Raw genomic sequence first — 20,663 nt, 5'->3', positions numbered from 1 at the left:
AAAAGACTTATTTATTTTCGGCTAAAAATTTCTGTTATAAGGTATTTTATTCTTTTTAAACATTTTAAAACAATATAAATAATAGATGATATTAATATTAAAATGAGATTGATTACCTAGGGAGAGAGTAGGAGAGAGATTAGAAAAAATCAGAGAGGTCTAGCAAGGCTATATGCTTTGCTAGGTCTCATTAGATAATAGTTAGAGGCTGTTCATATTCTTGAAAAAGCCTTTAAGAAAATCCAAAAATAACATTTCTGTTGGAAGGAGTGGGCGGTCTACGGGTGTAATAACCCCAATTGATCGTGTTACGCTTGGGTTAACAATAGGAATTTTAACCGTTGAACGGGGTACGTTATCAATCAATGTAATTTCAGGCATGAGAGTAATCCCGAGACTAGCAGAAACTAGTCCCTTTAGCGCATCAACATCATCTCCTTCAAAAGCTACCTTTGGAGAAAAGCCTTGTTCTAAGCAAGCCTTTTCAATAACTTCACGAAAAATTAACCCTTTAGGTAAAAGGATGAAGTGCTCCTCTTTTAAATCAATTAATCTTATGGAAGATTTTTTAGATAGAGGATGATTCAATGGCAAAAGGGCAACAATTTCCTCAACAAACAATATATGCCCGCTTATCTTTAGCTCTTCCTTTGGCACTGGACCAAGCAAGGCCATATTGAATTCTCCATTTACCACTTCATCTATTAAATTCCTATAGGTCCCTTGTTTTAAGTGAAATTTAGCTTCAGGATAGCGTTCTTTAAATGCGGAAATAGCCATAGGTAATGTGTAGGCAGCCATACTAATAGGAAAGGCGATACGAATGGTTCCTCGCTCTGGATCTAAGTGTTCGTCTACCTCTCTAGTAGCAGTATCAAGCATTTTTAGTGCTTGTTTAGTACTTTCAAAGAACATTCTACCTATGGGGGTTAATCGGACACTTCTTCCTTGTCGGATAAACAGATTTATACCTAGCTCTGATTCGAGATTTCCTATTTGTCGGCTAATTGCAGACTGTGCTACATGAAGGGCTTCTGCCGCTTCCGTCATATGCTCGCGTTTTGCCACTTCCATAAAGTAACGTAATTGTCTTAATTCCATTGCTTACTCCTTCTTTCATTAATCTCAAATTGATATCAATATCATCCGTAATCCGTATTGATTAGATGATAGCTTGAATTATAAAATACACTTAAATAACTAATTTAACAAGCCAATAGCAGATTTCAAAAATAGAATTACTGTTTTTGAATAATAGTGGCGAAATAAAAACTAAGTAGGATTTTATAATTCTGAATATTCAATCAAATGGAAAAGGGTGGATTAAACTGGAACAAAACAATTGGGATGATTGGCAGAGAAAGGTATTATATGAGGACTATGTAAGACCACAGTTAATAGAGGAGAAGTTGAAGAAAAAAATGGAGGAAGTAAATCGTAGATATAGTTTTCAAGCTCAGCATAAAATAACTAACTTTAAAAAAACAAACTAGATAACAAGCACTCCAAAGCTAAATAGTATGTAATAACTACCAGGAAAGAAGTTTGGAACTTTTCTGGTAGTTTTCATTTGTCGTAAGAGAAACGAATTGCATCAAAATATGGTAAATTCATCGGTAACAGCAATTTTGATAACATATTTCAAATGGTATTATGAAAACAAAGATATCGTTTTAAGGAGGACTTGACGAAATGAGAATTGATGCTCATCAGCATTACTGGAATATAGCTAGAGGTGACAGAATATATTCTCAAATTGAGTCTGTAGCAGGTGTAGTTGGGTGATTAGATTTTAAAATCGATGCCTCTAAAAAGCGATTTTTGAAGCATAGTGTACGAACATAATAGAGTATTATGAAGGAAAGTATAAACTGGATAATGTGAATTGTTAAAGACGTTTCCTAAAGTGGGAAACGTCTTTTTGTTTTCGGGTGAAATTATCGTTTCCTATAGTCAGAAGGAATCGTTGCTGTTAGTTTCTTAAAGGGTTTGATGCTAGACTAAAAAATGAGGCATGCTGTTGAACCCACATTGTTAGATATATCAGAACAGTTAGGAGAAAGACAACAACCACACATAAATGAAATAGTCGTTTGATTAACGAGAAGAAAGCAAGGGGATAGAGTTTTTATTACAATGAATGAAGAAAGATTTTAAGTCAGAGAGGATGTGGAATGTGATGGAGGAAGTACGTATTGGTATTATTGGTGTTGGTACAATGGGAACTGCACATGCTAAGTATTTAAGTCAGAATGAGGTTAAGGGTGCTAGATTAACTGCAGTTATTGATCAAAATGAGGAAAAGGCAAATTGGGTTAAAGAAAACCTTAACGACGATGTTGCTGTTTTTTATGATTATGATACCTTTTTTGGGTCTGGATTAGTTGATGCAGTTCTTATTGCAACTCCGCACTATGCCCATGCTAGTCTTGCGATAAAAGCATTTGAATGCGGTCTCCACGTATTATGTGAGAAACCGGCTGGCGTGTATACGAAACAAGTGAGAGAAATGAATGACGCCGCGAAAAAAAGTGGAAGCGTTTTCTCGATGATGTATAATCAACGGACCAATCCTCTCTATCAAAAGCTTCGTGATTTAATTCAAACAGGGGAATTAGGGGAAATCCGTCGCATAAATTGGATTATTACAAATTGGTACCGCTCTCAAAGCTATTATGATTCTGGGAGTTGGCGAGCTACTTGGGCCGGTGAAGGCGGTGGTGTTTTAATTAATCAATGCCCACATCAGCTCGATTTATGGCAATGGATGACGGGAATGATGCCGACTAGAATGCGTTCATTTTGTTATTTCGGAAAACATCGCGATATTGAAGTTGAAGATGATGTTACGGCATTTGCTGAATATGAGAACGGGGCAACGGGGGTATTTATTACAACGACTGGCGAAGCTCCCGGTACAAACCGTTTAGAAATTGCGGGCGACCATGGAAAAGTAGTTATTGAAGACGGAAAATTAACATTCTGGAGGCTACGTATCCCAGAGTCTCAGTTTAACAAAGAATATAAAGGTGGTTTTGGTAGTCCTGAATGCTGGAAGTGTGAAATTCCCGTGGTTGGAGAAGAGACGGGACACATTGGGATTACTCAAAATTTTGTGGATGCAATTTTATCAGGTGTCCCTCTGATTGCTCCGGGGCATGAGGGAATTAATGGTCTGATGCTTTCAAATGCGATGCAGCTCTCAACCTGGCTTGAGGATTGGATTGAGTTTCCTATTGATGAAGAACTCTATTATCAACAATTACAAGAAAAAATTAATCTCTCAACAGTGAGTAAGGAAGATAAAAGTATCAAATTGGACGTAACAGGGACCCATTAGAGAAAGGGATGATAAAGATGAACCAACAAGATGGCATGAACTATGCGCCAAAAGGGAAGGTAAATAAAGTAGTGGGAGAAGGAGAGTTTTCGTTTGCAGCAATTGCTCTTGATCACGGCCATATTTATGGAATGTGTAACGGCTTAATTGAAGCGGGGGCAGACCTGAAATGGGTATATGATTCTGATCCGATGAAAGTTGAAGCCTTTGTAAACACGTTTCCTAACGTGATGGTTGCATCATCTGAAAATGAGATTATGAACGATAATGATGTAAAACTTATTGCTGGGGCGGCGATTCCCTCGAAAAGATGTGAGCTTGGTTTGCGGGCGATGGACCATGGCAAGGATTATTTTACGGATAAAGCTCCATTTACAACATTGGAACAACTAGATATGGCACGGGAAAAAGTAGCGGAAACAGGATTGAAATATATGGTCTACTACAGTGAACGACTCCATGTTGAGAGTGCGGTGTTTGCGGGACAACTTATTGAAGAAGAGGCGATTGGTCGGGTCATTCAAGTGACGGGGTTTGGACCACATCGGTTGTCAGCTCAAAGTCGTCCAGAATGGTTCTTTCAGAAGGAGCATTATGGCGGTATTCTATGTGATATTGGAAGCCATCAAATTGAACAATTTCTCTTTTATGCTCAATGTAAAGATGCTAGCGTTCAAGCTAGTAAAGTAGCAAATTATCATTACAAAGACTATCCGGAGCTTGAAGATTACGGGGATGCATCAATAATTGGGGACAACGGAGCAACTAACTATTTTAGAGTGGATTGGCATACACCTGATGGTTTACGAACGTGGGGAGATGGGCGGACGTTTATCCTTGGAACGAAGGGCTATATTGAAATCCGAAAGTATATTGATGTCGGACGTGAAGACAAGGGAAATCACCTTTTTCTAGTGAATGAACACGGTGAGAAGCACTATTCGTTAACAGGTAAAGTAGGTTTTCCTTTCTTTGGCGAATTCATTCTTGATTGTTTGAATCGAACCGAGCATGCCATGACACAAGAACATGCGTTTAAGGCAGCGGAGCTCTGTCTAATAGCACAAGAACAGGCGATTAAAGTCGAATAGTTAATCTATTATTTTATACGATAAATAAGGTAATGTGGAGGCACTATGTCAATTCCATCAATTACTTCAGCACAAATAAATCTTTCCTATTATCAGCGCTATAAAACGGAAATGAACTTCCATTCTCATGAAGAGTATGAAATCTATTATTTCCATGGCGGAAAATGTAACTATTTAATAGGTGACCAAATTCATGTTCTTTCACCTGGAGATTTAATCCTAATGAATGGCTTAACGCTTCATTGTCCAAAGATATTTGAACATGAAGAATATATCCGTACAACATTACATTTTGATCATGTTCATTTTCGAGGAATTCTTCGTCATATGGGAATGGAATCTTTGTTAAATCCTTTTTTCTCGTTGCAGTCCTTTCGTATCCCTTTTCGTGATAATGAAAAAGAAGAAGTAGAAAAACTCTTTTCTTCGATGCATCAATTTAGTAATAAAAAGGGTGTTGTTTCTGAGTATCGCTTTCAACTTGCCTTTTTGGATATGCTTGCGTATTTATACCCTTTTTGTCAAAGGTCACTAACTTACACAAAAGATCCGCAGTCCGAAAAAGAAAAAAACGTTCAACAAGTTATTACATATCTAGAGAAGCATTTTAAAGAGGATGTGAATTTAAAACAACTAGGGGAGGATTTACATCTAAGTAAGTACTATTTAGCAAAAATATTTAAAGATGTTACAGGGGTCACGATATTTAATTATCTGTATCACCGGAGAATCAATCAAGCGAAAATCGAGTTTTTAATGAATGATGAGTTAACGGTCACAGAATTAAGCTATATGGTTGGATTTAAGCATCCATCTCATTTTAGTAAAGTGTTTAAGGATTCAACAGGAGTCACTCCTGAATACTACAAAAAGCGGATGATAAGCCAGGAAAAAAACCGACAAAACTCATAAAAGAAAGTGGGGAAATCATGAAGTTCTCAGTGTTTACTGTAATAGCCCCTGATTTAACGCCAGATGAAATACTCACTAGCTTAAAAGAGTACGGATATGATGGTGTCGAATGGAGGTATAAAGAAAAGCCTCAGAAACTTCAAGAAGAAAAGCCAAGTTTTTGGGGAAATAACTTATGTACAATAGCCCCTGATTACTCTAAGGAAAAGTTAACAAGATTGTTAGAAAAAACAAAGAAGCTAGGGATTGAAACGGTAAGTGTGACACCTTACTTAGCGTGCGGTGACATAGAAGAAACAGAAAAAGTCTTGCATGTTGCCGAAACTTTAGGGGCAAGCATGATCCGGGTGGGGGTACCATCGTACAATCGGAGTGAGAATTATCATGATTTATTCGAGAAGGCTGTTCGTTATTTACACGAAGTTGAGGAGATGTGTAAGCAATACAACATCAAAGGATTAGTTGAAACACATCATATGACAATTACGCCAAGCGCGTCTTTGGCCTACCGGTTAGTCAATACATTTGATCCAAAACATATCGGGGTTCTCTACGACCCGGGTAACATGGTTCATGAGGGATATGAAAACTATCGAATGGGTCTAGAGTTACTGGGTCCTTATCTCGCTCACGTCCATGCTAAAAATACAGGCTGGGAAAAGAAAGAACGTCATAAAGAAGACAAGAGCGAATGGACAGCAGAATGGAAACTGATTGAAGAGGGCCTCGTTGATTGGAAACAAGTACTCACAGATTTAAAAGCAGTTGGTTATGATGGCTATATTGGAATGGAAGATTTCAGTATGCAGAAGTCTACAAAGGAAACTTTGAAACATAATATTAACTGGTTTAAAACGATGCTTAATCAGGGATAGAGTCTTATGATTCGTTGGAATGTTTTCCGGAGGGTTATTCCTGTTAGTGATTTAGGGGTTGTGCTATAAGGTCAAAAACCGTCCTTATGACACAACCCCTTTTTCTTATGTAACAATATCATGTCTTTTATCAATATAAATAGTTCCTTGCTCGTCAATTTGAGCAAAAAAGACTTCTTTAATATTGGCAATATTATTGGTCTGCAGTATGGTTCTTACCCAGTCCATATCCTTTCCTAACATCCTCAAGCTCTCAGATAGAATCTGACCATCAATAATAAAAGCTTGTGCATTGCCACGACTTGCTTGAATGTTAAAAACATCTTTTTGCATAGCACTTAAATAAGGAGGCTTTGCAAGAGCGGTTATGGTTCCATCTGTTTCCATGAACGCAGTTTCAACTTGGTCAACATAGAAGAACCCCTTTTTTCGTAAACCAGTCGAAAGCCCATCCATCGTAAGTCTAACCTTTTTGAGCCCTTCTTCTAGAATCTGTCCATTTTTAATTAAGTAGGTCGGTTCATCTTCTAAAATTTTTCGTCCAAATAAACTTTTAATTGCTCCTATACTAGAAAGGAAGGAATAGAAACCAAAAAGCACAAGGCCAACCATTCCGACTAAAACAGGGGTCCCCTTCGTTAGCATCGAACTCGCTACAATAGAACCAATTGTAATCCCTGCAACAAAATCAAAGAAAGTCATCTGGGCGATTAGCTTTTTGTTAAGAAATCGGCATAAAATATAAAGAATGATAAAACTGACAGTGGTACGAATAAACATTTCAAAAATAGTCATTATCATCACCTATGCTATAAACTCGATATGTATATTATTTGTTATGTTTTTTTATTTATACTTAAAAAACTGAAAAGGGGATAGGGGCCCACCTCTTCAGTTCGTTGTAGTAGAACTTAAAATGCATAGTGTCCCAAAAAAAGGACGACAAAGCCAACCATAATGCGTAGCCCACTAAAAAAGAGAGATTATTATTGCATTTGGTTTTGAATGGTTGAGTTTGCATTGTTCATTAAATTCATTGAGGTCATCCGATTCGATGTTTCCATTGGTTGAAACATATTTGTCATTTGAGTCGTTTGTGACGTACTAAAAGCAGGTGGTTGGTAGTATCCGTTATGATTCATCCACGTCCAAATTTCATATGCCATCTCTTGGCATAGGTTTGCACAATTTACATGATACGTACGAAGTTGAGTATCTACACACTCATTTGCCCACTGCATTCCCATGATTGCCCCGGATTTATGAACATTAAGAGCCAGTGTTGCCATAGTCTGATCCGAAAGAGTTTGTGTATTAGCCATCGGTGCAGACATTGTTACTTGATGATGCATACCAATCGTGTTGTTTTGTGAATAGAAATAAGGGCTTTGGTGAGTTAAATGAACCCCTTTTCCTTGCGCAAGATTAACACCTTGTTGATAAGTTTGAATCATTTGTTGTTGATGCTTTGATAAAACTTCTCTTAAACGTTGATCTTGACACTGGTTTGCAAACATACCATGCTGTTCAATCTCGGCTGCCTTTGTTCTTAACGCTTCAGATGTTTCTAAAAGTTCGTGAGCTGCTAAATTCATTTTAGTTCCTCCACAAAAGTTATTGGGGTATAACCCAAAACTATTGTGCTCAAAAAAGGGAAGTATATGCATACACTAAACAAACGAAATATAAACAATTAACCCAGAAAAGAACTAATTTAGTTTGAGAAGGCTTTGTTAATAATATAAACAGAACTTATTAAAGGAGGTTTTAGCTATGCGACACGTATCAGCTCTTATTGTGAAAACATTGATGGTGGCAGCTGTTCTGTTAATTATTATGTCAGGTATGTACAACTATCCAGCAGGTACTACCGTCGGGTTATCACTTTTGATTGTTGGGTTGAGCTATGTTATAGGAGATATTGGGATACTAAGAGTGTCAAACAACATTGTAGCTACAATTGCTGACTTAGGATTAACAACGATTGCTATTTGGCTAATCGGTCCACTGCTTTATGGGTATGGTGTTCCGTTTTCCGTTGCATTTCTTTCAGCACTAGTAATTGGAGTGGGAGAATGGTTCTTCCATAAATTTGTTGCTACACTTCGTCGTCAGGAACAGCCAACTCCCCAAGCATAAAAAGGAAGGAAAAAGAAGGACAGGTCTTTGACTTTGTCCTTTTTTTTTATGCCTATTACCGGCTACTGTTTAAGGGAGGAGGATAAATTGGTATCTTTTAGCTTTTTGGAAGCATGATAAGAATTAACTACATATTGAATGAGATTCAGTAAGCAAAGGAGAAGAATGCCAATGGCAATGAACGAACAGATTCCACATGATAAAAGTCTCGATAATAGCCTAGCTTTGATGCAAGAAGGATATTTGTTTATTAATAATAGGATGAATCGTTATCAAACAGATTTATTTGAAGCACGTTTACTAGGTCAAAGGGTTATTTGCATGAGTGGTGAAAAAGCGGCAAACGTATTTTACGATTCAGAACGATTTCAGAGAAATGGAGCGGTACCAAAGCGAATACAGAAGTCCTTATTTGGGTTAAATGCTATTCAAACGATGGATGGAAAAGCACATATTCATAGAAAGCTTCTGTTTATGTCTCTGATGACACAACCACAACAAAAGCGGGTTGCCGAACTTACCATGGAGCAATGGATGGCTTCGATTGGTAAATGGCAGGGCGTGGAGAATGTTGTACTGTTCGAAGAGGCTAAGGAAATATTATGTCGCGTTGCATGCGAATTTGCGGGGGTACCTATACAGGAAGCGGAAGTTAAAGAAAGGGCGGACGACTTTAGTGCAATGGTAGATGCGTTTGGAGCAATTGGACCACGACACTGGAAAGGAAGAAGAGCAAGAACAAGAGCAGAGGAGTGGATTCGACAAGTTATAGAAACTGTTCGAACGGGTGAGTTGAATGCTGAGGAAGGTTCTGCCCTCTATGAAATAGCTTTTCACAATGATTTAAATGGTCAACACCTTGATGCGCAAATGGCTGCGATAGAATTAATAAATGTCCTACGTCCCATTGTGGCTATTTCAATTTTTATTACGTTTGCTGCTTTAGCGTTAAAAGAATATCCTGAATACAGGGAGATGCTCCAAACTGGTAAAAATGAATATTTCGAAATGTTTGCGCAAGAAGTAAGACGCTTTTATCCATTTGGTCCGTTCACTGGTGCAAGAGTTCGAAAGGATTTTATCTGGAATGAATGTGAATTTAAAGAAGGAATGCTCGTACTACTAGATATGTATGGAACGAATCATGACTCTAGACTTTGGGAGAATCCAAATGAATTCAGACCGGAACGTTTTAAGGATTGGAAGGGTGGTTTATTTGATTTTATTCCACAAGGTGGGGGAGATGTTGCTAAAGGACACCGTTGTCCTGGAGAAGGTATGACCGTGGAGGTGATGAAAGCAAGCTTGGATTTCCTCGTTAACAAAATTGAGTTTGAAATACCGGTTCAGAATTTAAATTATAGTTTGGTGAAAATGCCATCATTGCCTGAGAGTGGTTTTGTGATGAGACATATTAAACGGAAATGAATTAATGAAATGAACAACTCTCTAAACTGCAGGGCAATGCCTGTGGTTTTTAGAGTTTTTCGTGTGAATGTTGGGATTTATACACTATTTTCTAGCACTAGTTTCGCTTTTTTATTTCCTCAAATGGTGGAACATGCTATAGTTAATTTAACTGAAAAAGGCAAACTTAGGGAAACCTTAGGACGCAAAGCTTTAGGGGCTAAGTCACACTGTGATAGGTCAGCCAGTTACCAAGAGATAAGGTGTTTTATTTGCTATTCTCTGGAATGGCTTTTTATTTTGAATTACAATAGGTATAAAGTTGCGGTATAATAGTTTGTTTTGTTAAGGAGGATAGAGATGAACCATAAACAATCAATATTTATAGGGAATAAGGTTTTGTGGTTCGTCTTAATTATTTGTGGGGTGGCCGCTCAGTATTATAAATTACCTACATTATTTGATAATACAATAGTTTTCACGGCAGTGTTTTACTTGGCCATCATCCGTCTTTTTGGTTTTAAGCAAGCAATGGTAGCAACCGTTCTTATAAATCTGCTCAGCTTTTTTGTCCTGGGGGAAGCAATTTATGTTTGGCTTAACTTAATAGTTGTTCTTTTTATCGGAGGATTATATTGTTGGAAAGGGAGAAATCTCTTTTTTTGGGCTGTTGTATTAATAGTGGTTTATTGGCCGCTTCATCATTTAGTGGTTTGGTTTAACCAATCTTCTATGGAGGCAGTCTTCTCAGACTTAATCTTTTTTCAGGTATGTGTGGCTATACTAACTTGTGCATTGTTAGCAGATATATTAGCGGATTACTTACCGCGAATACCAATTGTCGGACAGATTATTCCAAATAAAGAACCGATTTTCTTTGGACGTTTAATTACTCATTTAATTGTCGCTGTGGCAGTCGTGCCTATGTTGGTTTTGACGGTTTTAAACGGGTGGTATGAGAAGGAAAAAGTTCTAATAAAATTCACAGAAGAAATTGAGACAGTGAGGGAACGTTTAGAAGAAAGAATTGATAGTATGGACCAATTTGAAATTCAAGGTTTACAATTAGGCTCTGTCGTTCAAAAAGCACATATAAAAGAGATGTTCATTAATTTAACTAATCAAAGTTCAGTAGAAATTTACGCTTTAGATGAGGAGCATCAAATATTCATCTCAAGTGACGATACTGCGATGAATTATTTTACTCTCCTTGAGGATGGCTATGTGAATAATGTAAATGCTGAAATTAGTATGTGGAAACCGAGCGGATCAAGAGGGTTGTTGATGACAGACTGGTTGGAAGGATACTATTTTACAGTTTTGACTTTAGATAGTTCAAACCTTCAGTTTTTTATTCTCATGCCTTTAGCGGATGAATTGCTTTTAAGCGCTAATACGATAGCTCTTTACTTTAAAAGTATATTGCTATTGTTTATATTAGCAAATGGTTTTGCTTTTATGTCAAAGCGAATATTATCTAAATCTCTATTTCATCTAACAAAGGTTACTTCGGATCTTCCAAAACGTATGAATAGTTTGGAAGATTTTAAATGGACAGGAAGCCAAATTTATGAGTTTGATGCGCTTGGACAAAATTTTGAGCAGGCTGCAGTGAAACTTAAGGAAATGTTTCTAGAAGCTATCGAAAGAAACAATCTTCTATTAGAAAAAACGGAACGATTACAAGTTTCTGAGGAGCTTTTATACAGAAAAGCACATTATGATGAACTCACGCAGCTTCCTAATCGTTACGCCTTTCAACTAAATATGGACCGGTTATTCGTCCATTCATCTACTCGTCATCAGGTTTTTGCAGTGGCATTTATTGATTTAGATAAGTTTAAACAAGTAAATGATACCATTGGTCATAATGGTGGCGATCTACTGCTTCAAAAAGTAGCTAAACGGCTACAAGGGGTAATTGAAGGGAATAAACGAGTAAATGCATATCGAATAGGTGGGGATGAGTTTGTTGTCACAATTGAAGATACATTTTCGAGAGAAATTGAAGCCTATTGTCAAGAAATCTTAAAGATAATGAGAGAACCAATTAGTATATTTGAAGAATCATTTACAATCTCAGCTAGTATTGGCGTTAGTCGTTATCCGGTTGACGGGGAAGATATAGAAACAATCCTAAATAAGGCAGATAACGCAATGTACAAGACAAAGGAGTCCGGTAAAGACAACGTAACTTTCACTAACAGGTAAGGGGAGGGGTTGTAGTGAGTGTGTATAAAATACTAGCAGTTACGCTGATGCTCGTTTTAGTTCTAATTGGGTGTCAGCACGAAAAGCCTTCTCCGTTTGTATGGGAAGATTACGAACTAGGCCAAACAATAGAAGAAGTAATTAAGCCTGAACAAAACTTAGAAAAAAAGACGTTAACAATTTGGACTCGGGAAAATGAGTTTCAAGATGTAATCGATACATTTCAAGGCAAATATCCAGAAGTTCATGTGGATATTGTTGAGATTGACAAAGACGAGATAGTTGAAAAGTATTTACAGAGTATTATTGATAAAGAGACCCCTGATATTTTTGTGCTTTATAACAGACATCTAGGTCATTTTTCAGGGATCGATGGGTTAGAGAATTTATCAGAAGACCCGTACCGAACCTCCAAGGTATTTGAAAAACTACCAGAGGGTTTATTAAATAATTACTATTCGTTTAAGGAAGAGAATCTGTTTGCAATCCCAACGTGGGTCTTTCCAAATGTTACTTACTACCGGGCTGATATTTTAGAAAAAGAAGGATATCCTAGCGAACCTGATGAACTTGCTGCCTATATGGAGGATGCTGATAATTGGATGAACATGCAAATAGACTTAAAAGGGAAAGGCCACTTTCTCTTAGAGGATGCTCAAAATCTACTATTTAGTTTGAAAAATACAGTTAACTATTTTGATAAAAACCTTAACTATAAATTGGGGTATGGTAGTGAGTATCAAGTTGTGTTAGAGGTAGCAGAGTCAGTTTATCAAAACAATTTGCATTTAAACAAAAATATTTGGGGTGAGCAAGGACAGGATGCTCTTCGGAGTGGAGAGCTTGCGATGGTGCACCTGCCTTCATATGGAGAGGATCTTTTGAGCGGATGGCTTCCTGAACAAGCAGGAAGCTGGCGGGTAACAACAATGCCCTTTGGGTTGAAAGGAATAGATAAGGATACAGGGCAAGCTCTCGCGATTTCTTCGTATAGTAAGGAGAAGGAGTTGGCATGGGCATTTATTGAAATGGCTGTGGATAGGTTAGTCTATCAGTATACATGGGGGGGAGACCCGGAGTTTCTGGGAGGACAAAACTCGAATGCTTTATACTGGGATTTAATAAGCGAAAAAATGTTAGGGCAGCCTACACCTTTCGATCACTATGCCGATGAAATTTGGGAATTAACCATCTATAAAATTATAATGGGAGCGTCCCTTAATCAACAACGATTGGTGGAAATTGAAGAGCGAGTAAACGAAAGGATCCGATTAGATAAACGAGTCTTATTAAATTCATACGACTGAAGAGGCCACTGAAAAAGGTACGATTTTCACCTTTTTCAGTGGCCTCTTCAGCCTTAGGGGGAGTTTTGTTATCATCATTATTTTAAACTATCTATTCATCGAAAAAAACGATATAATAAATCAACTAATGGAACTATAGGTAGAGGGGGGATTTCAGTGACGAGAGTGATATTAGTGGTATTTATGTTGTTGACAATTCTTTCGGGACAGACATGGGTTGATGAAGTGTCTGTTACGGAGAATATAGCTTTCATTCATATGGACACAGATCAGCTTTCACTTCCGTATAGTTCCTTCTCTTCAAGCGAAGATATGAAGAACAAGGGGGAGAGTTTGCTTTTTTACGAACCATTCGTTTTACAAATTGCCCCGCAAAAAGAAAGTTCCGAAAGCATAGAATCGAAACGAAAATCCCTTTTTAATCTCATGTCTATAAAAAGGGGCAATGTCATCCAAGGGTCTCTTCGAGTATAGGCATTACATTCGAAGGAGGTAACCCGATGGAAAAACAATCATCAAGTTCTGAAATAAAGGAGTCCCTTATTGGTTTAGGTGTAGGGATCGCTATGATGATTATCATTTTTTTAATTGCTCATTATGGATTAGGGATGGAATTTTTCCCAGCATAATTATAAATAAACCCTCTGTTCTTTGGACAGAGGGTTTTACTGTTAAGAGGCGCTGCGCAATTTTTTATGCAGTTTGAATGTGATGCAGTTGAACGATAACTCTTTGGATACGACGATTTCGGACATCTTCTATCGATATTTGAAACGACTCAAAGTCAATGGTTTCTCCTTTTTTAGGGAGGTAGCCTAACGTATCCGAAATCCATCCGTTCAACGTTACCGAAGAGGTTTCAGGAAGGTCAATATTTACAAGCTCACTAAAGTCTTCAATAGGACAGCGACCATTGACTCGAAGCTTTTCTTGATTGATATGCTCAATTATCACTTCATTTTCATCATGCTCATCCCAAATGTCGCCGACAATTTCCTCGATAATATCTTCCATTGATACAATCCCTAAAATCCCACCGTATTCATCGAGAACAATCGCTAAGTGAACTTGACTCTTCTGTAACTCCTTTAGTAGGGAAGATATCTTTACTGATCCAATAACAAAATGAGGTTTACGCATAATTAATTCTAATGAGAATTCTTTTTCGAATACATAATGGGCAAAAAAGTCACGGTGCGAAATGATTCCGACGATATTATCAATCGTTCCCTCGTAAACGGGGAGACGTGAATACTTCTCGTGAATAAACGTATCTTTAATATCTTCAATCGATGTGTCCACTGATACGGCGATAACGTCAGGTCGCGGTGTTAGAATATCACGTACGACAATATCATCGAATTCGAGCGCGTTTTGCAGTAATTCTTTTTCATTCGAGAGAAATGTCCCTTCCTCTTCTCCTATTTCCACTAATGCTTTCACATCATCATCGGTAACTGTTGGCTCATCTGTTTTCGAACCTGTCAGCTTGTTAAGACTAACTTTTAATTGAACGAAAAGCCACGTAACCGGGGAAAAGAGTTTTAAGATTATCATTAAAGAAGCGGAAGTATTAAGTAAATATTTCTCTGCATACTGTTTAGCTAAAGACTTTGGTAAAATTTCACCGAAAACAAGGACTAAAGCAGTGATAACGATAGTGGTAATCACGAGTGTACTTCCCTGACTTCCAAACATGACCGTTGCAATCGTGGTGGCAATTGTCGCCATCGCGATGTTAACAATATTATTTCCAATTAAAATGGTTGATAACGTTTGGTCATAATTTTCAATCAACTTCAAAGAACGCTGTGCTTTTAGATTATTGTTTTCAGCTAGGTTACGTAATCTTAGCTTATTCGCACTTGTCAACGCGGTTTCAGACGCAGAAAAATAGCCAGAAAATAATAACAGTGCTCCTAGTAACATAATCGAGGGTATACTGTCCAAGAACTCATCACTCTCCTAAAATATAGTTAGTTTTAATATATATCATGTACGAGTCTTTCTGCAAATAAAATACTTTAAAAGATTTGAAGATTCTTAACGAGTTTTAGTAAGAGCTTCACCCTTGAAACATCCCTTCTATAGTTGCCACGTCATCTGTTAAAGCGGGTTCTGTGTTCAGTAATGAAAACAGCGCAGTGACAAGAGCCATTCAGAATGTTTTTTATCGGTTCCGTAGAAATACGGGCAGCACATTCCTGAACTTCCCTCCTCCTTTCCGTAGAGAGATACGTGACGGATTCGCTTATTCACGTTTTTTAAAAGATACAAATGCTATTAATTGGTAAATACAAGGATTTTAAGGTTTGAAACGAATAGCACTGTATGAGAAGGAGAAGAAGGACATTTTTCTATAAAGCCAGTTGGTGCTTATGAGATAACTGCTAATAAAAAGGTATCTAAGCCCGTTACGAACAGAAAAACTTTTTAGTTTCCCTATTCACATGTGGACTAGTTTTGATCTTTTAAGAAGAAAAACGAGGTAAACACAAATAAGTTTCCCCCAAAAGCTAATTGGGGGAATTTATTGTGTAATTTGGACTAAGAAAGGATCTTCAGGAAACACTTCCGACTTCTAGGACCATCAAATTCGCAAAAGTAGACGCCTTGCCAAGTGCCAAGTACAAGTTGGCCATTTTTTATAACAAGTGTTTGCGAATGTCCAACCGTACTCGTTTTAAGATGTGCAGCGGTATTCCCTTCCATATGACGATCCTTTGGATGTTCCCATGGATAGATTTCATCTAATCGCCTCAGCATGTCTACTTTGACATCAGGATCTGCGTTTTCATTAACTGTAACCCCTGCTGTTGTATGCAAGGAGGAGACAATAACTACGCCGTTTTTGATTCCAAGTTCTTGTATCCACTCTTCAATCATAGAAGTAATATCAAGCATTTGATCACGAGTGTTCGTTTTTAAATACAATGTCTTATCCATTATAAAACCTCCTATTCTCTTATCTTTTACTAATATCAGAAGTGATTTCTAAGGTCAAGGAAGAGACGCTTTTTCCTGAAAAAATTTGTAAAAGTATGTATATACGATTACTGTTAGGTGTCTGCTTAAGAAGGGGTATTTTATTACTGAATTAATATAGAAAAGAATGTTGAAAACCTCTTAGCTTCCTTAATAAGGGAGGAGCCACTACGATGAAGGAAATGAAAGCACCTTACTCACTGCAAACGGTCTTGATGTTAGTTGGTTCAGTAAGTGTTATGTTTATTCTTTATCATTTTCAGCCGCTTTTCTTTTTCTATAGTGGGAGTCTACTCGCACTTGTCCTTATGTTACCTGCTTATTATTCATTTGAAAAGTTAATGAGAAAGAAAGAAATGACGGTTTAAAGATGACAATCTAAAAAAGCCAGGGCCTTCAGGGTCCTGGCTTTTTTAGATTGTTCAAAGCCTTTATCGATTCATTGATTATTGTTGGTAAGGGAACTGTGTACTGTAACCTTGAAATTGCTGATAACCTTGCTGAAGCTTCTGCTCATCAGCTTGTTCTAAAGAGTAGAATCCTTTACGGAACATAAGATTGTAAAGCTCACGCTGACAATCTTGAGTTTCTTTGCAAACGCCAGCAATATCTGAATAAAGGAGCTGGTTACTTGATTCGTTTAGCGCGATTGAGTATGCACTAGTCATATATTTTTCTGTTGTTAGCAAGTCGTTTAAAAAGTCTCTGTCGTTCATTTGGGGTGTCTTTGGTACTTGTGTTTCTGGGTTCTGAATTTTTGACGATTGATTCATGGTTTTCCCCCTTATTGGACTGGAATTTGTTGCTGTTGATTAGATTGTAAATGAGTTAAAATTTGTTGGTAATGCTTTTGGTGCATGGCGCCTGTTTGGTCTAACATGTGACTGATTTCTTGATCCTGACATTGCCTAGCGAAGAAATGAGCTTTTTTCATCGCAAGTAAGTTCCATGAAAGCATATCGGATAAATATAGTTGATCCTTGGTCGTAATCACATTGGGCGGTTGTGGCATGATCGTTTGGGACTGTTGCGTTTCCGTAACTTGTTGCATGGGATACCCTCCTTTTGGATGCTATTCGAAAAAGCAGCGTACCCGTCATTCGGATACATAAATAGTGTGAGGTGAAAGGACTAGCTCTATCCATTCAAAAAATCACCAGAATTAGGAGAAACAAATAAGTTGTGATGCTTGGAAAAATGAGCAATAATAACTGTAAAGATTTTGCTTAGAAGGAGGAATTGTGTGGCGGTTACAATTTATCAATATCCAAAGTGTGGGACCTGTCGTAAAGCGTTGAAGTGGTTAAGTGAACACAATATCGAAGTAAATGTTATTCATATTGTCGAAGCGCCGCCGTCAAAGCAAGAGTTAAAAGATCTTTATGAGAAAAGTGGATTAGAGCTAAAAAAATTCTTTAATACAAGTGGGCAGAAATATCGTGAGCTTGGTTTAAAGGATAAACTTAAAGACATGTCTGAGAGTGACATGCTTGAACTACTCTCAGCTGATGGCATGCTTATAAAGCGCCCGATCACCACTGATGGTAATCAAGTGACGGTGGGGTTTAAAGAAGAAACATTTGAGCAAACTTGGAAATGAGCCTTTTAGTTTTAAAGCTGTAGGCTGTATAATGAAAACATACATATTTAATGGAGGGGATTATAAAATGAGTAATTTACCAAAAGAATTAAAGTACTCAGAAGAGCATGAGTGGGTAAAGGTTGAAGGTGGACAAGTTCGGGTAGGAATTACGGACTTTGCACAATCAGAGCTAGGAGACATCGTATTTGTAGAACTTCCTGAAATCGGAGATGATATTGAGGCTGACGAACCATTCGGAAGTGTGGAGTCAGTGAAGACTGTTTCGGAACTTTATGCGCCAATTAGTGGGAAAGTTGTCGCAATTAATGAAGAGCTAGATGATTCACCAGAATTTGTGAACGAATCACCGTATGAAAAAGCATGGATGATTGTCGTTGAACCCTCAGATGAGTCTGAAATTGAGAAACTGATGACCGCAGAACAATATCAAGAAATGATTAGCGAAGACTAATCACTCTGGAGTAACCATTAAGAATGGTTACTCTTCTTTTATTCTCCACGTGTAAACGGCAATGAAGCGGGCAAATTAATTCATAAGAACCTGCTAAAGGAGGAGAAGTGCAAATGGATTTAATTAAAGTAGATGTGACAAGTCAAGTAAATGGAAGAATGGAAAATGGAATCATGAACCTATACATGGGCAAAGCTAGCGTTGGAAAAATCATCGAGACAAACCAAGGTCTCCAACACGAAATGGCAGAAGGCTACACCTTCCAAGAAGACAAAATCTACCGCTTCCAAAACCCCCATCCAGAAAAAGTGAAATCATACGTCGATAGCTGCGAAGAAGGCTGGTGTTAAAGTCAATACGCCCCTCCCCGAACTTGGGAGGGGCGTATTGACGAAGTACAACCCCGAACTTAGGGTTGTACAATCTTTCCCTCCCCGAACTTGGGAGGGGCGTATTGACGAAGTACAAGCTTGTTTTTTCATTACTTCTTGAGAAGTCGCAATATTTATACTACATATACTATTTGCGTATTCGTTGACACTCTTTTTTGAGGCATGCTATGATGCAATTTGTGAAAAATGAAGAATAAATAAAATGCTTCATTTTCGGAAAATTCCGCTTGATAGCTTTTGGAAAGAAGGGAACCAAAATGATTTCACTTCGTGGAGTAAAAAAAACATTTGCTACTAAAGATGGACCTGTTATTGCAGTTGACGGAATTGATATGGAAATTGTAGCAGGAGAAATATTTGGAATCATTGGGTATAGTGGAGCTGGTAAGAGTACGTTGATTCGCATGTTGAACATGCTTGAGCGTCCCTCTGAAGGTGAGGTTGTAATATCTGGGCAAAACCTATCACGTATTCCAAAGCGCGAATTGAGAAAAGCGAGACAAGAAATTGGAATGATCTTTCAACACTTTAATCTACTCTGGTCAAGAACGGTCCATGAAAATATTGAATTTCCACTTGAAATTGCTGGTGTACCGAAGAAAGACCGAAACAATCGAGTGAAAGAATTAATTAAGCTAGTTGGACTCGAAGGAAGAGGGGAGAGTTACCCTTCTCAGTTAAGTGGCGGTCAAAAGCAAAGAGTAGGCATTGCTCGTGCTCTCGCAAATAACCCTAAGGTGCTTCTTTGTGATGAAGCAACATCTGCCCTTGATCCCAAAACAACAGATTCAATCCTTGAATTGCTTGTTGACATCAATAAAAAGCTGGATTTAACAATTATTCTCATTACCCACGAGATGCATGTTATTCGCAAAATATGCAACCAAGTCGCAGTTATGGAATCTGGGAAAATAGTAGAGCAAGGACCTGTACTCGATGTTTTCCGGCAACCAAAAATGGAAATGACGAAGGAGTTTGTAAAGCAAATTACAGAGCCTGAGGAAGCGAAGGAAACGATACAACAGCTACTTAGCGAGCAGCCTGATGGACAAATTGTTAAATTGACGTTTGTTGGGGATGAAGCAGAACGACCATTAATTACCGAATTGATTCGAAGTTTTGCCATTGAAGTCAATATTCTTCAAGGTAAGATTACCAAGATTCAAGAAGGATCCTATGGGACGCTCTTTATTGGGTTAAATGGTGAGAAAAAGGAAATCGAAAAGGCAATTTTCTTTATCCGCACTAAACAGGTGGATGTGGAGGTGATTTCCATTGATTGAGAACATTTTTCCAAATGTACGTTGGGATATGGTATGGGAAGCGACCGTTGAAACGATTTACATGTCGGCCATTTCAGTATTCGCAACAGCTATATTAGGTGTTATGTTAGGTATGATTCTTTATGTTACAGCTAAGGGGAACTTACTCGAAAACCGAGTTGTCTACCTCGTAACCTCGGCCTACGTTAATATCTTTCGCTCCATACCGTTTATTATTCTTATTATATTACTTATCCCAATCACAACCATTTTGGTCGGTTCAATGCTTGGTGCTGAGGCTGCGTTACCTGCATTAATAATTGGAGCCTCTCCTTTTTATGCAAGAATGGTTGAGATTGCCTTACGGGAAATTGATAGAGGGGTCATTGAAGCATCACTTGCAATGGGAGCAACGAAGTGGCAGATTATGACAAAGGTTCTTCTGCCAGAGGCAAGGCCAGCCTTGATTTCAGGAATTACCGTGACGGCTATTGCGATTGTAAGTTACACGGCAATGGCAGGAGCAGTTGGAGCTGGAGGACTAGGAGATTTAGCGTTCATTGAGGGCTTTAGGAGAAATCGTGAGGATGTTACGTTTGTAGCTACAGTCACAATTCTCTTGATTGTTTTTGTCATTCAATGGATAGGGGACTTTTTTACACATAAAACTGATAAAAGAATATAGGGG

The 20,663-nt window shown here is 37.9% G+C and carries 23 protein-coding genes and 1 riboswitch; of the genes, 16 read left to right on the top strand and 7 right to left on the bottom strand.

The features are described 5' to 3' along the window. Positions 1–201: 201 nt before the first annotated feature. Positions 202–1,101 carry a glutamate biosynthesis transcriptional regulator GltC gene (locus CEF19_RS06650; RefSeq protein WP_100405368.1) on the bottom strand — a complete coding sequence of 300 codons (900 nt, stop codon included), beginning with the start codon at positions 1,099–1,101 and terminating at the stop codon, positions 202–204. Positions 1,102–2,179: 1,078 nt separating this feature from the next. Here CEF19_RS06650 and CEF19_RS06645 point away from each other — a divergent pair. From CEF19_RS06645 to CEF19_RS06630, 4 genes are read left to right on the top strand one after another with little or no spacing between them, the layout of a single operon-like run. Continuing rightward, positions 2,180–3,340 carry a Gfo/Idh/MocA family protein gene (locus CEF19_RS06645; protein WP_100405367.1) on the top strand — a complete coding sequence of 387 codons (1,161 nt, stop codon included), beginning with the start codon at positions 2,180–2,182 and terminating at the stop codon, positions 3,338–3,340. Between the two features lie 17 nt (positions 3,341–3,357). Next, positions 3,358–4,431 carry a Gfo/Idh/MocA family protein gene (locus CEF19_RS06640; protein WP_100405366.1) on the top strand — a complete coding sequence of 358 codons (1,074 nt, stop codon included), beginning with the start codon at positions 3,358–3,360 and terminating at the stop codon, positions 4,429–4,431. Positions 4,432–4,476: 45 nt separating this feature from the next. Next, positions 4,477–5,343: an AraC family transcriptional regulator gene (locus tag CEF19_RS06635; RefSeq protein ID WP_100405365.1), complete on the top strand. Its 867-nt coding sequence runs from the start codon at positions 4,477–4,479 to the stop codon at positions 5,341–5,343. A gap of 17 nt (positions 5,344–5,360) precedes the next feature. Beyond that, positions 5,361–6,218 (top strand): sugar phosphate isomerase/epimerase family protein, encoded by an 858-nt coding sequence (locus CEF19_RS06630; protein WP_100405364.1) that lies wholly within the window; start codon positions 5,361–5,363, stop codon positions 6,216–6,218. A 105-nt stretch (positions 6,219–6,323) separates the two neighbouring features. Here the strand turns inward: CEF19_RS06630 and CEF19_RS06625 are convergent, their stop codons facing one another. Continuing rightward, positions 6,324–7,013: a DUF421 domain-containing protein gene (locus tag CEF19_RS06625; RefSeq protein WP_157800893.1), complete on the bottom strand. Its 690-nt coding sequence runs from the start codon at positions 7,011–7,013 to the stop codon at positions 6,324–6,326. 191 nt (positions 7,014–7,204) lie between these two features. Continuing rightward, complete coding sequence (locus CEF19_RS06620) at positions 7,205–7,813, bottom strand: spore coat protein (protein ID WP_157800892.1); 609 nt, start codon at positions 7,811–7,813, stop codon at positions 7,205–7,207. A 178-nt stretch (positions 7,814–7,991) separates the two neighbouring features. Here CEF19_RS06620 and CEF19_RS06615 point away from each other — a divergent pair, with 178 nt between their 5' ends. The 6 genes from CEF19_RS06615 (at position 7,992) to CEF19_RS23945 (ending at position 13,911) form a co-directional block, all read left to right on the top strand. After that, on the top strand, positions 7,992–8,357 hold the full coding sequence (locus CEF19_RS06615; protein ID WP_100405361.1) for a DUF2512 family protein: 366 nt from the start codon (positions 7,992–7,994) through the stop codon (positions 8,355–8,357). A 177-nt stretch (positions 8,358–8,534) separates the two neighbouring features. Beyond that, positions 8,535–9,785, top strand: coding sequence for a CYP152 family fatty-acid peroxygenase CypC (locus CEF19_RS06610; protein ID WP_157801072.1), 1,251 nt, complete (start codon positions 8,535–8,537; stop codon positions 9,783–9,785). Between the two features lie 149 nt (positions 9,786–9,934). Continuing rightward, positions 9,935–10,020, top strand: a riboswitch (cyclic di-GMP riboswitch). 104 nt (positions 10,021–10,124) lie between these two features. Beyond that, positions 10,125–11,975: a GGDEF domain-containing protein gene (locus CEF19_RS06605; RefSeq protein WP_100405359.1), complete on the top strand. Its 1,851-nt coding sequence runs from the start codon at positions 10,125–10,127 to the stop codon at positions 11,973–11,975. 14 nt (positions 11,976–11,989) lie between these two features. After that, positions 11,990–13,282, top strand: coding sequence for an ABC transporter substrate-binding protein (locus tag CEF19_RS06600; protein WP_100405358.1), 1,293 nt, complete (start codon positions 11,990–11,992; stop codon positions 13,280–13,282). A 156-nt stretch (positions 13,283–13,438) separates the two neighbouring features. Then, the gene (locus CEF19_RS06595) at positions 13,439–13,756 is read left to right on the top strand and encodes a hypothetical protein (protein ID WP_100405357.1); all 318 of its coding nucleotides are present in this window, start codon (positions 13,439–13,441) and stop codon (positions 13,754–13,756) included. A gap of 26 nt (positions 13,757–13,782) precedes the next feature. Further along, the gene (locus CEF19_RS23945) at positions 13,783–13,911 is read left to right on the top strand and encodes a hypothetical protein (protein ID WP_264755123.1); all 129 of its coding nucleotides are present in this window, start codon (positions 13,783–13,785) and stop codon (positions 13,909–13,911) included. Between the two features lie 64 nt (positions 13,912–13,975). Here the strand turns inward: CEF19_RS23945 and CEF19_RS06590 are convergent, their stop codons facing one another. Together CEF19_RS06590 and CEF19_RS06585 are read right to left on the bottom strand one after the other, a co-directional pair. Then, the gene (locus tag CEF19_RS06590) at positions 13,976–15,232 is read right to left on the bottom strand and encodes a hemolysin family protein (protein ID WP_100405356.1); all 1,257 of its coding nucleotides are present in this window, start codon (positions 15,230–15,232) and stop codon (positions 13,976–13,978) included. Positions 15,233–15,829: 597 nt separating this feature from the next. Next, positions 15,830–16,228, bottom strand: coding sequence for a secondary thiamine-phosphate synthase enzyme YjbQ (locus CEF19_RS06585; RefSeq protein WP_100405355.1), 399 nt, complete (start codon positions 16,226–16,228; stop codon positions 15,830–15,832). Positions 16,229–16,440: 212 nt separating this feature from the next. Here CEF19_RS06585 and CEF19_RS06580 point away from each other — a divergent pair, with 212 nt between their 5' ends. Beyond that, a complete protein-coding gene (locus tag CEF19_RS06580) occupies positions 16,441–16,635 on the top strand; it encodes a YesL family protein (protein ID WP_100405354.1) in 195 nt (64 codons plus the stop codon). Positions 16,636–16,713: 78 nt separating this feature from the next. Here CEF19_RS06580 and CEF19_RS06575 read toward each other — a convergent pair whose 3' ends face one another. After that, positions 16,714–17,040, bottom strand: a complete 327-nt coding sequence (locus tag CEF19_RS06575) for a spore coat protein (RefSeq protein WP_100405353.1) — start codon at positions 17,038–17,040, stop codon at positions 16,714–16,716. Positions 17,041–17,051: 11 nt separating this feature from the next. Further along, complete coding sequence (locus CEF19_RS06570) at positions 17,052–17,318, bottom strand: hypothetical protein (protein ID WP_100405352.1); 267 nt, start codon at positions 17,316–17,318, stop codon at positions 17,052–17,054. Positions 17,319–17,510: 192 nt separating this feature from the next. On the opposite strand from CEF19_RS06570, the gene CEF19_RS06565 reads away from it, so the two are divergent. The 5 genes from CEF19_RS06565 to CEF19_RS06545 all read left to right on the top strand — a co-directional run bounded on the left by CEF19_RS06565 (position 17,511) and on the right by CEF19_RS06545 (position 20,660). Then, complete coding sequence (locus CEF19_RS06565) at positions 17,511–17,867, top strand: arsenate reductase family protein (protein WP_100405351.1); 357 nt, start codon at positions 17,511–17,513, stop codon at positions 17,865–17,867. 67 nt (positions 17,868–17,934) lie between these two features. Next, positions 17,935–18,321 carry a glycine cleavage system protein GcvH gene (gene gcvH / locus CEF19_RS06560; protein WP_100405350.1) on the top strand — a complete coding sequence of 129 codons (387 nt, stop codon included), beginning with the start codon at positions 17,935–17,937 and terminating at the stop codon, positions 18,319–18,321. A 113-nt stretch (positions 18,322–18,434) separates the two neighbouring features. After that, complete coding sequence (locus CEF19_RS06555) at positions 18,435–18,671, top strand: YusG family protein (protein ID WP_100405349.1); 237 nt, start codon at positions 18,435–18,437, stop codon at positions 18,669–18,671. A 299-nt stretch (positions 18,672–18,970) separates the two neighbouring features. Then, positions 18,971–19,996, top strand: a complete 1,026-nt coding sequence (locus CEF19_RS06550; protein WP_100405348.1) for a methionine ABC transporter ATP-binding protein — start codon at positions 18,971–18,973, stop codon at positions 19,994–19,996. Continuing rightward, the gene (locus CEF19_RS06545; protein ID WP_100405347.1) at positions 19,989–20,660 is read left to right on the top strand and encodes a methionine ABC transporter permease; all 672 of its coding nucleotides are present in this window, start codon (positions 19,989–19,991) and stop codon (positions 20,658–20,660) included. The genes CEF19_RS06550 and CEF19_RS06545 overlap by 8 nt, the downstream gene beginning before the upstream one ends. Positions 20,661–20,663 lie beyond the last annotated feature (3 nt).

This window comes from Bacillus solitudinis (assembly GCF_002797395.1).
Lineage (GTDB): Bacteria > Bacillota > Bacilli > Bacillales > Bacillaceae_D > Halalkalibacter_A > Halalkalibacter_A solitudinis.
This window is presented reverse-complemented; position numbering and strand designations above follow the sequence as displayed.

What these genes read in the sequence shown, in the direction of transcription:
- gcvH (WP_100405350.1), top strand. Translation starts at nt 17,935, where the DNA reads ATGAGTAATTTACCAAAAGAATTAAAGTACTCAGAAGAGCATGAGTGG.
- CEF19_RS06640 (WP_100405366.1), top strand. Translation starts at nt 3,358, where the DNA reads ATGAACCAACAAGATGGCATGAACTATGCGCCAAAAGGGAAGGTAAAT.
- CEF19_RS06615 (WP_100405361.1), top strand. Translation starts at nt 7,992, where the DNA reads ATGCGACACGTATCAGCTCTTATTGTGAAAACATTGATGGTGGCAGCT.
- CEF19_RS06635 (WP_100405365.1), top strand. Translation starts at nt 4,477, where the DNA reads ATGTCAATTCCATCAATTACTTCAGCACAAATAAATCTTTCCTATTAT.
- CEF19_RS06570 (WP_100405352.1), bottom strand. Translation starts at nt 17,318, where the DNA reads ATGCAACAAGTTACGGAAACGCAACAGTCCCAAACGATCATGCCACAA.
- CEF19_RS06650 (WP_100405368.1), bottom strand. Translation starts at nt 1,101, where the DNA reads ATGGAATTAAGACAATTACGTTACTTTATGGAAGTGGCAAAACGCGAG.
- CEF19_RS06645 (WP_100405367.1), top strand. Translation starts at nt 2,180, where the DNA reads ATGGAGGAAGTACGTATTGGTATTATTGGTGTTGGTACAATGGGAACT.
- CEF19_RS06610 (WP_157801072.1), top strand. Translation starts at nt 8,535, where the DNA reads ATGAACGAACAGATTCCACATGATAAAAGTCTCGATAATAGCCTAGCT.
- CEF19_RS06625 (WP_157800893.1), bottom strand. Translation starts at nt 7,013, where the DNA reads ATGACTATTTTTGAAATGTTTATTCGTACCACTGTCAGTTTTATCATT.
- CEF19_RS06585 (WP_100405355.1), bottom strand. Translation starts at nt 16,228, where the DNA reads ATGGATAAGACATTGTATTTAAAAACGAACACTCGTGATCAAATGCTT.
- CEF19_RS06550 (WP_100405348.1), top strand. Translation starts at nt 18,971, where the DNA reads ATGATTTCACTTCGTGGAGTAAAAAAAACATTTGCTACTAAAGATGGA.
- CEF19_RS06555 (WP_100405349.1), top strand. Translation starts at nt 18,435, where the DNA reads ATGGATTTAATTAAAGTAGATGTGACAAGTCAAGTAAATGGAAGAATG.
- CEF19_RS23945 (WP_264755123.1), top strand. Translation starts at nt 13,783, where the DNA reads ATGGAAAAACAATCATCAAGTTCTGAAATAAAGGAGTCCCTTATTGGT.
- CEF19_RS06620 (WP_157800892.1), bottom strand. Translation starts at nt 7,813, where the DNA reads ATGAATTTAGCAGCTCACGAACTTTTAGAAACATCTGAAGCGTTAAGA.
- CEF19_RS06605 (WP_100405359.1), top strand. Translation starts at nt 10,125, where the DNA reads ATGAACCATAAACAATCAATATTTATAGGGAATAAGGTTTTGTGGTTC.
- CEF19_RS06630 (WP_100405364.1), top strand. Translation starts at nt 5,361, where the DNA reads ATGAAGTTCTCAGTGTTTACTGTAATAGCCCCTGATTTAACGCCAGAT.
- CEF19_RS06575 (WP_100405353.1), bottom strand. Translation starts at nt 17,040, where the DNA reads ATGAATCAATCGTCAAAAATTCAGAACCCAGAAACACAAGTACCAAAG.
- CEF19_RS06580 (WP_100405354.1), top strand. Translation starts at nt 16,441, where the DNA reads ATGAAGGAAATGAAAGCACCTTACTCACTGCAAACGGTCTTGATGTTA.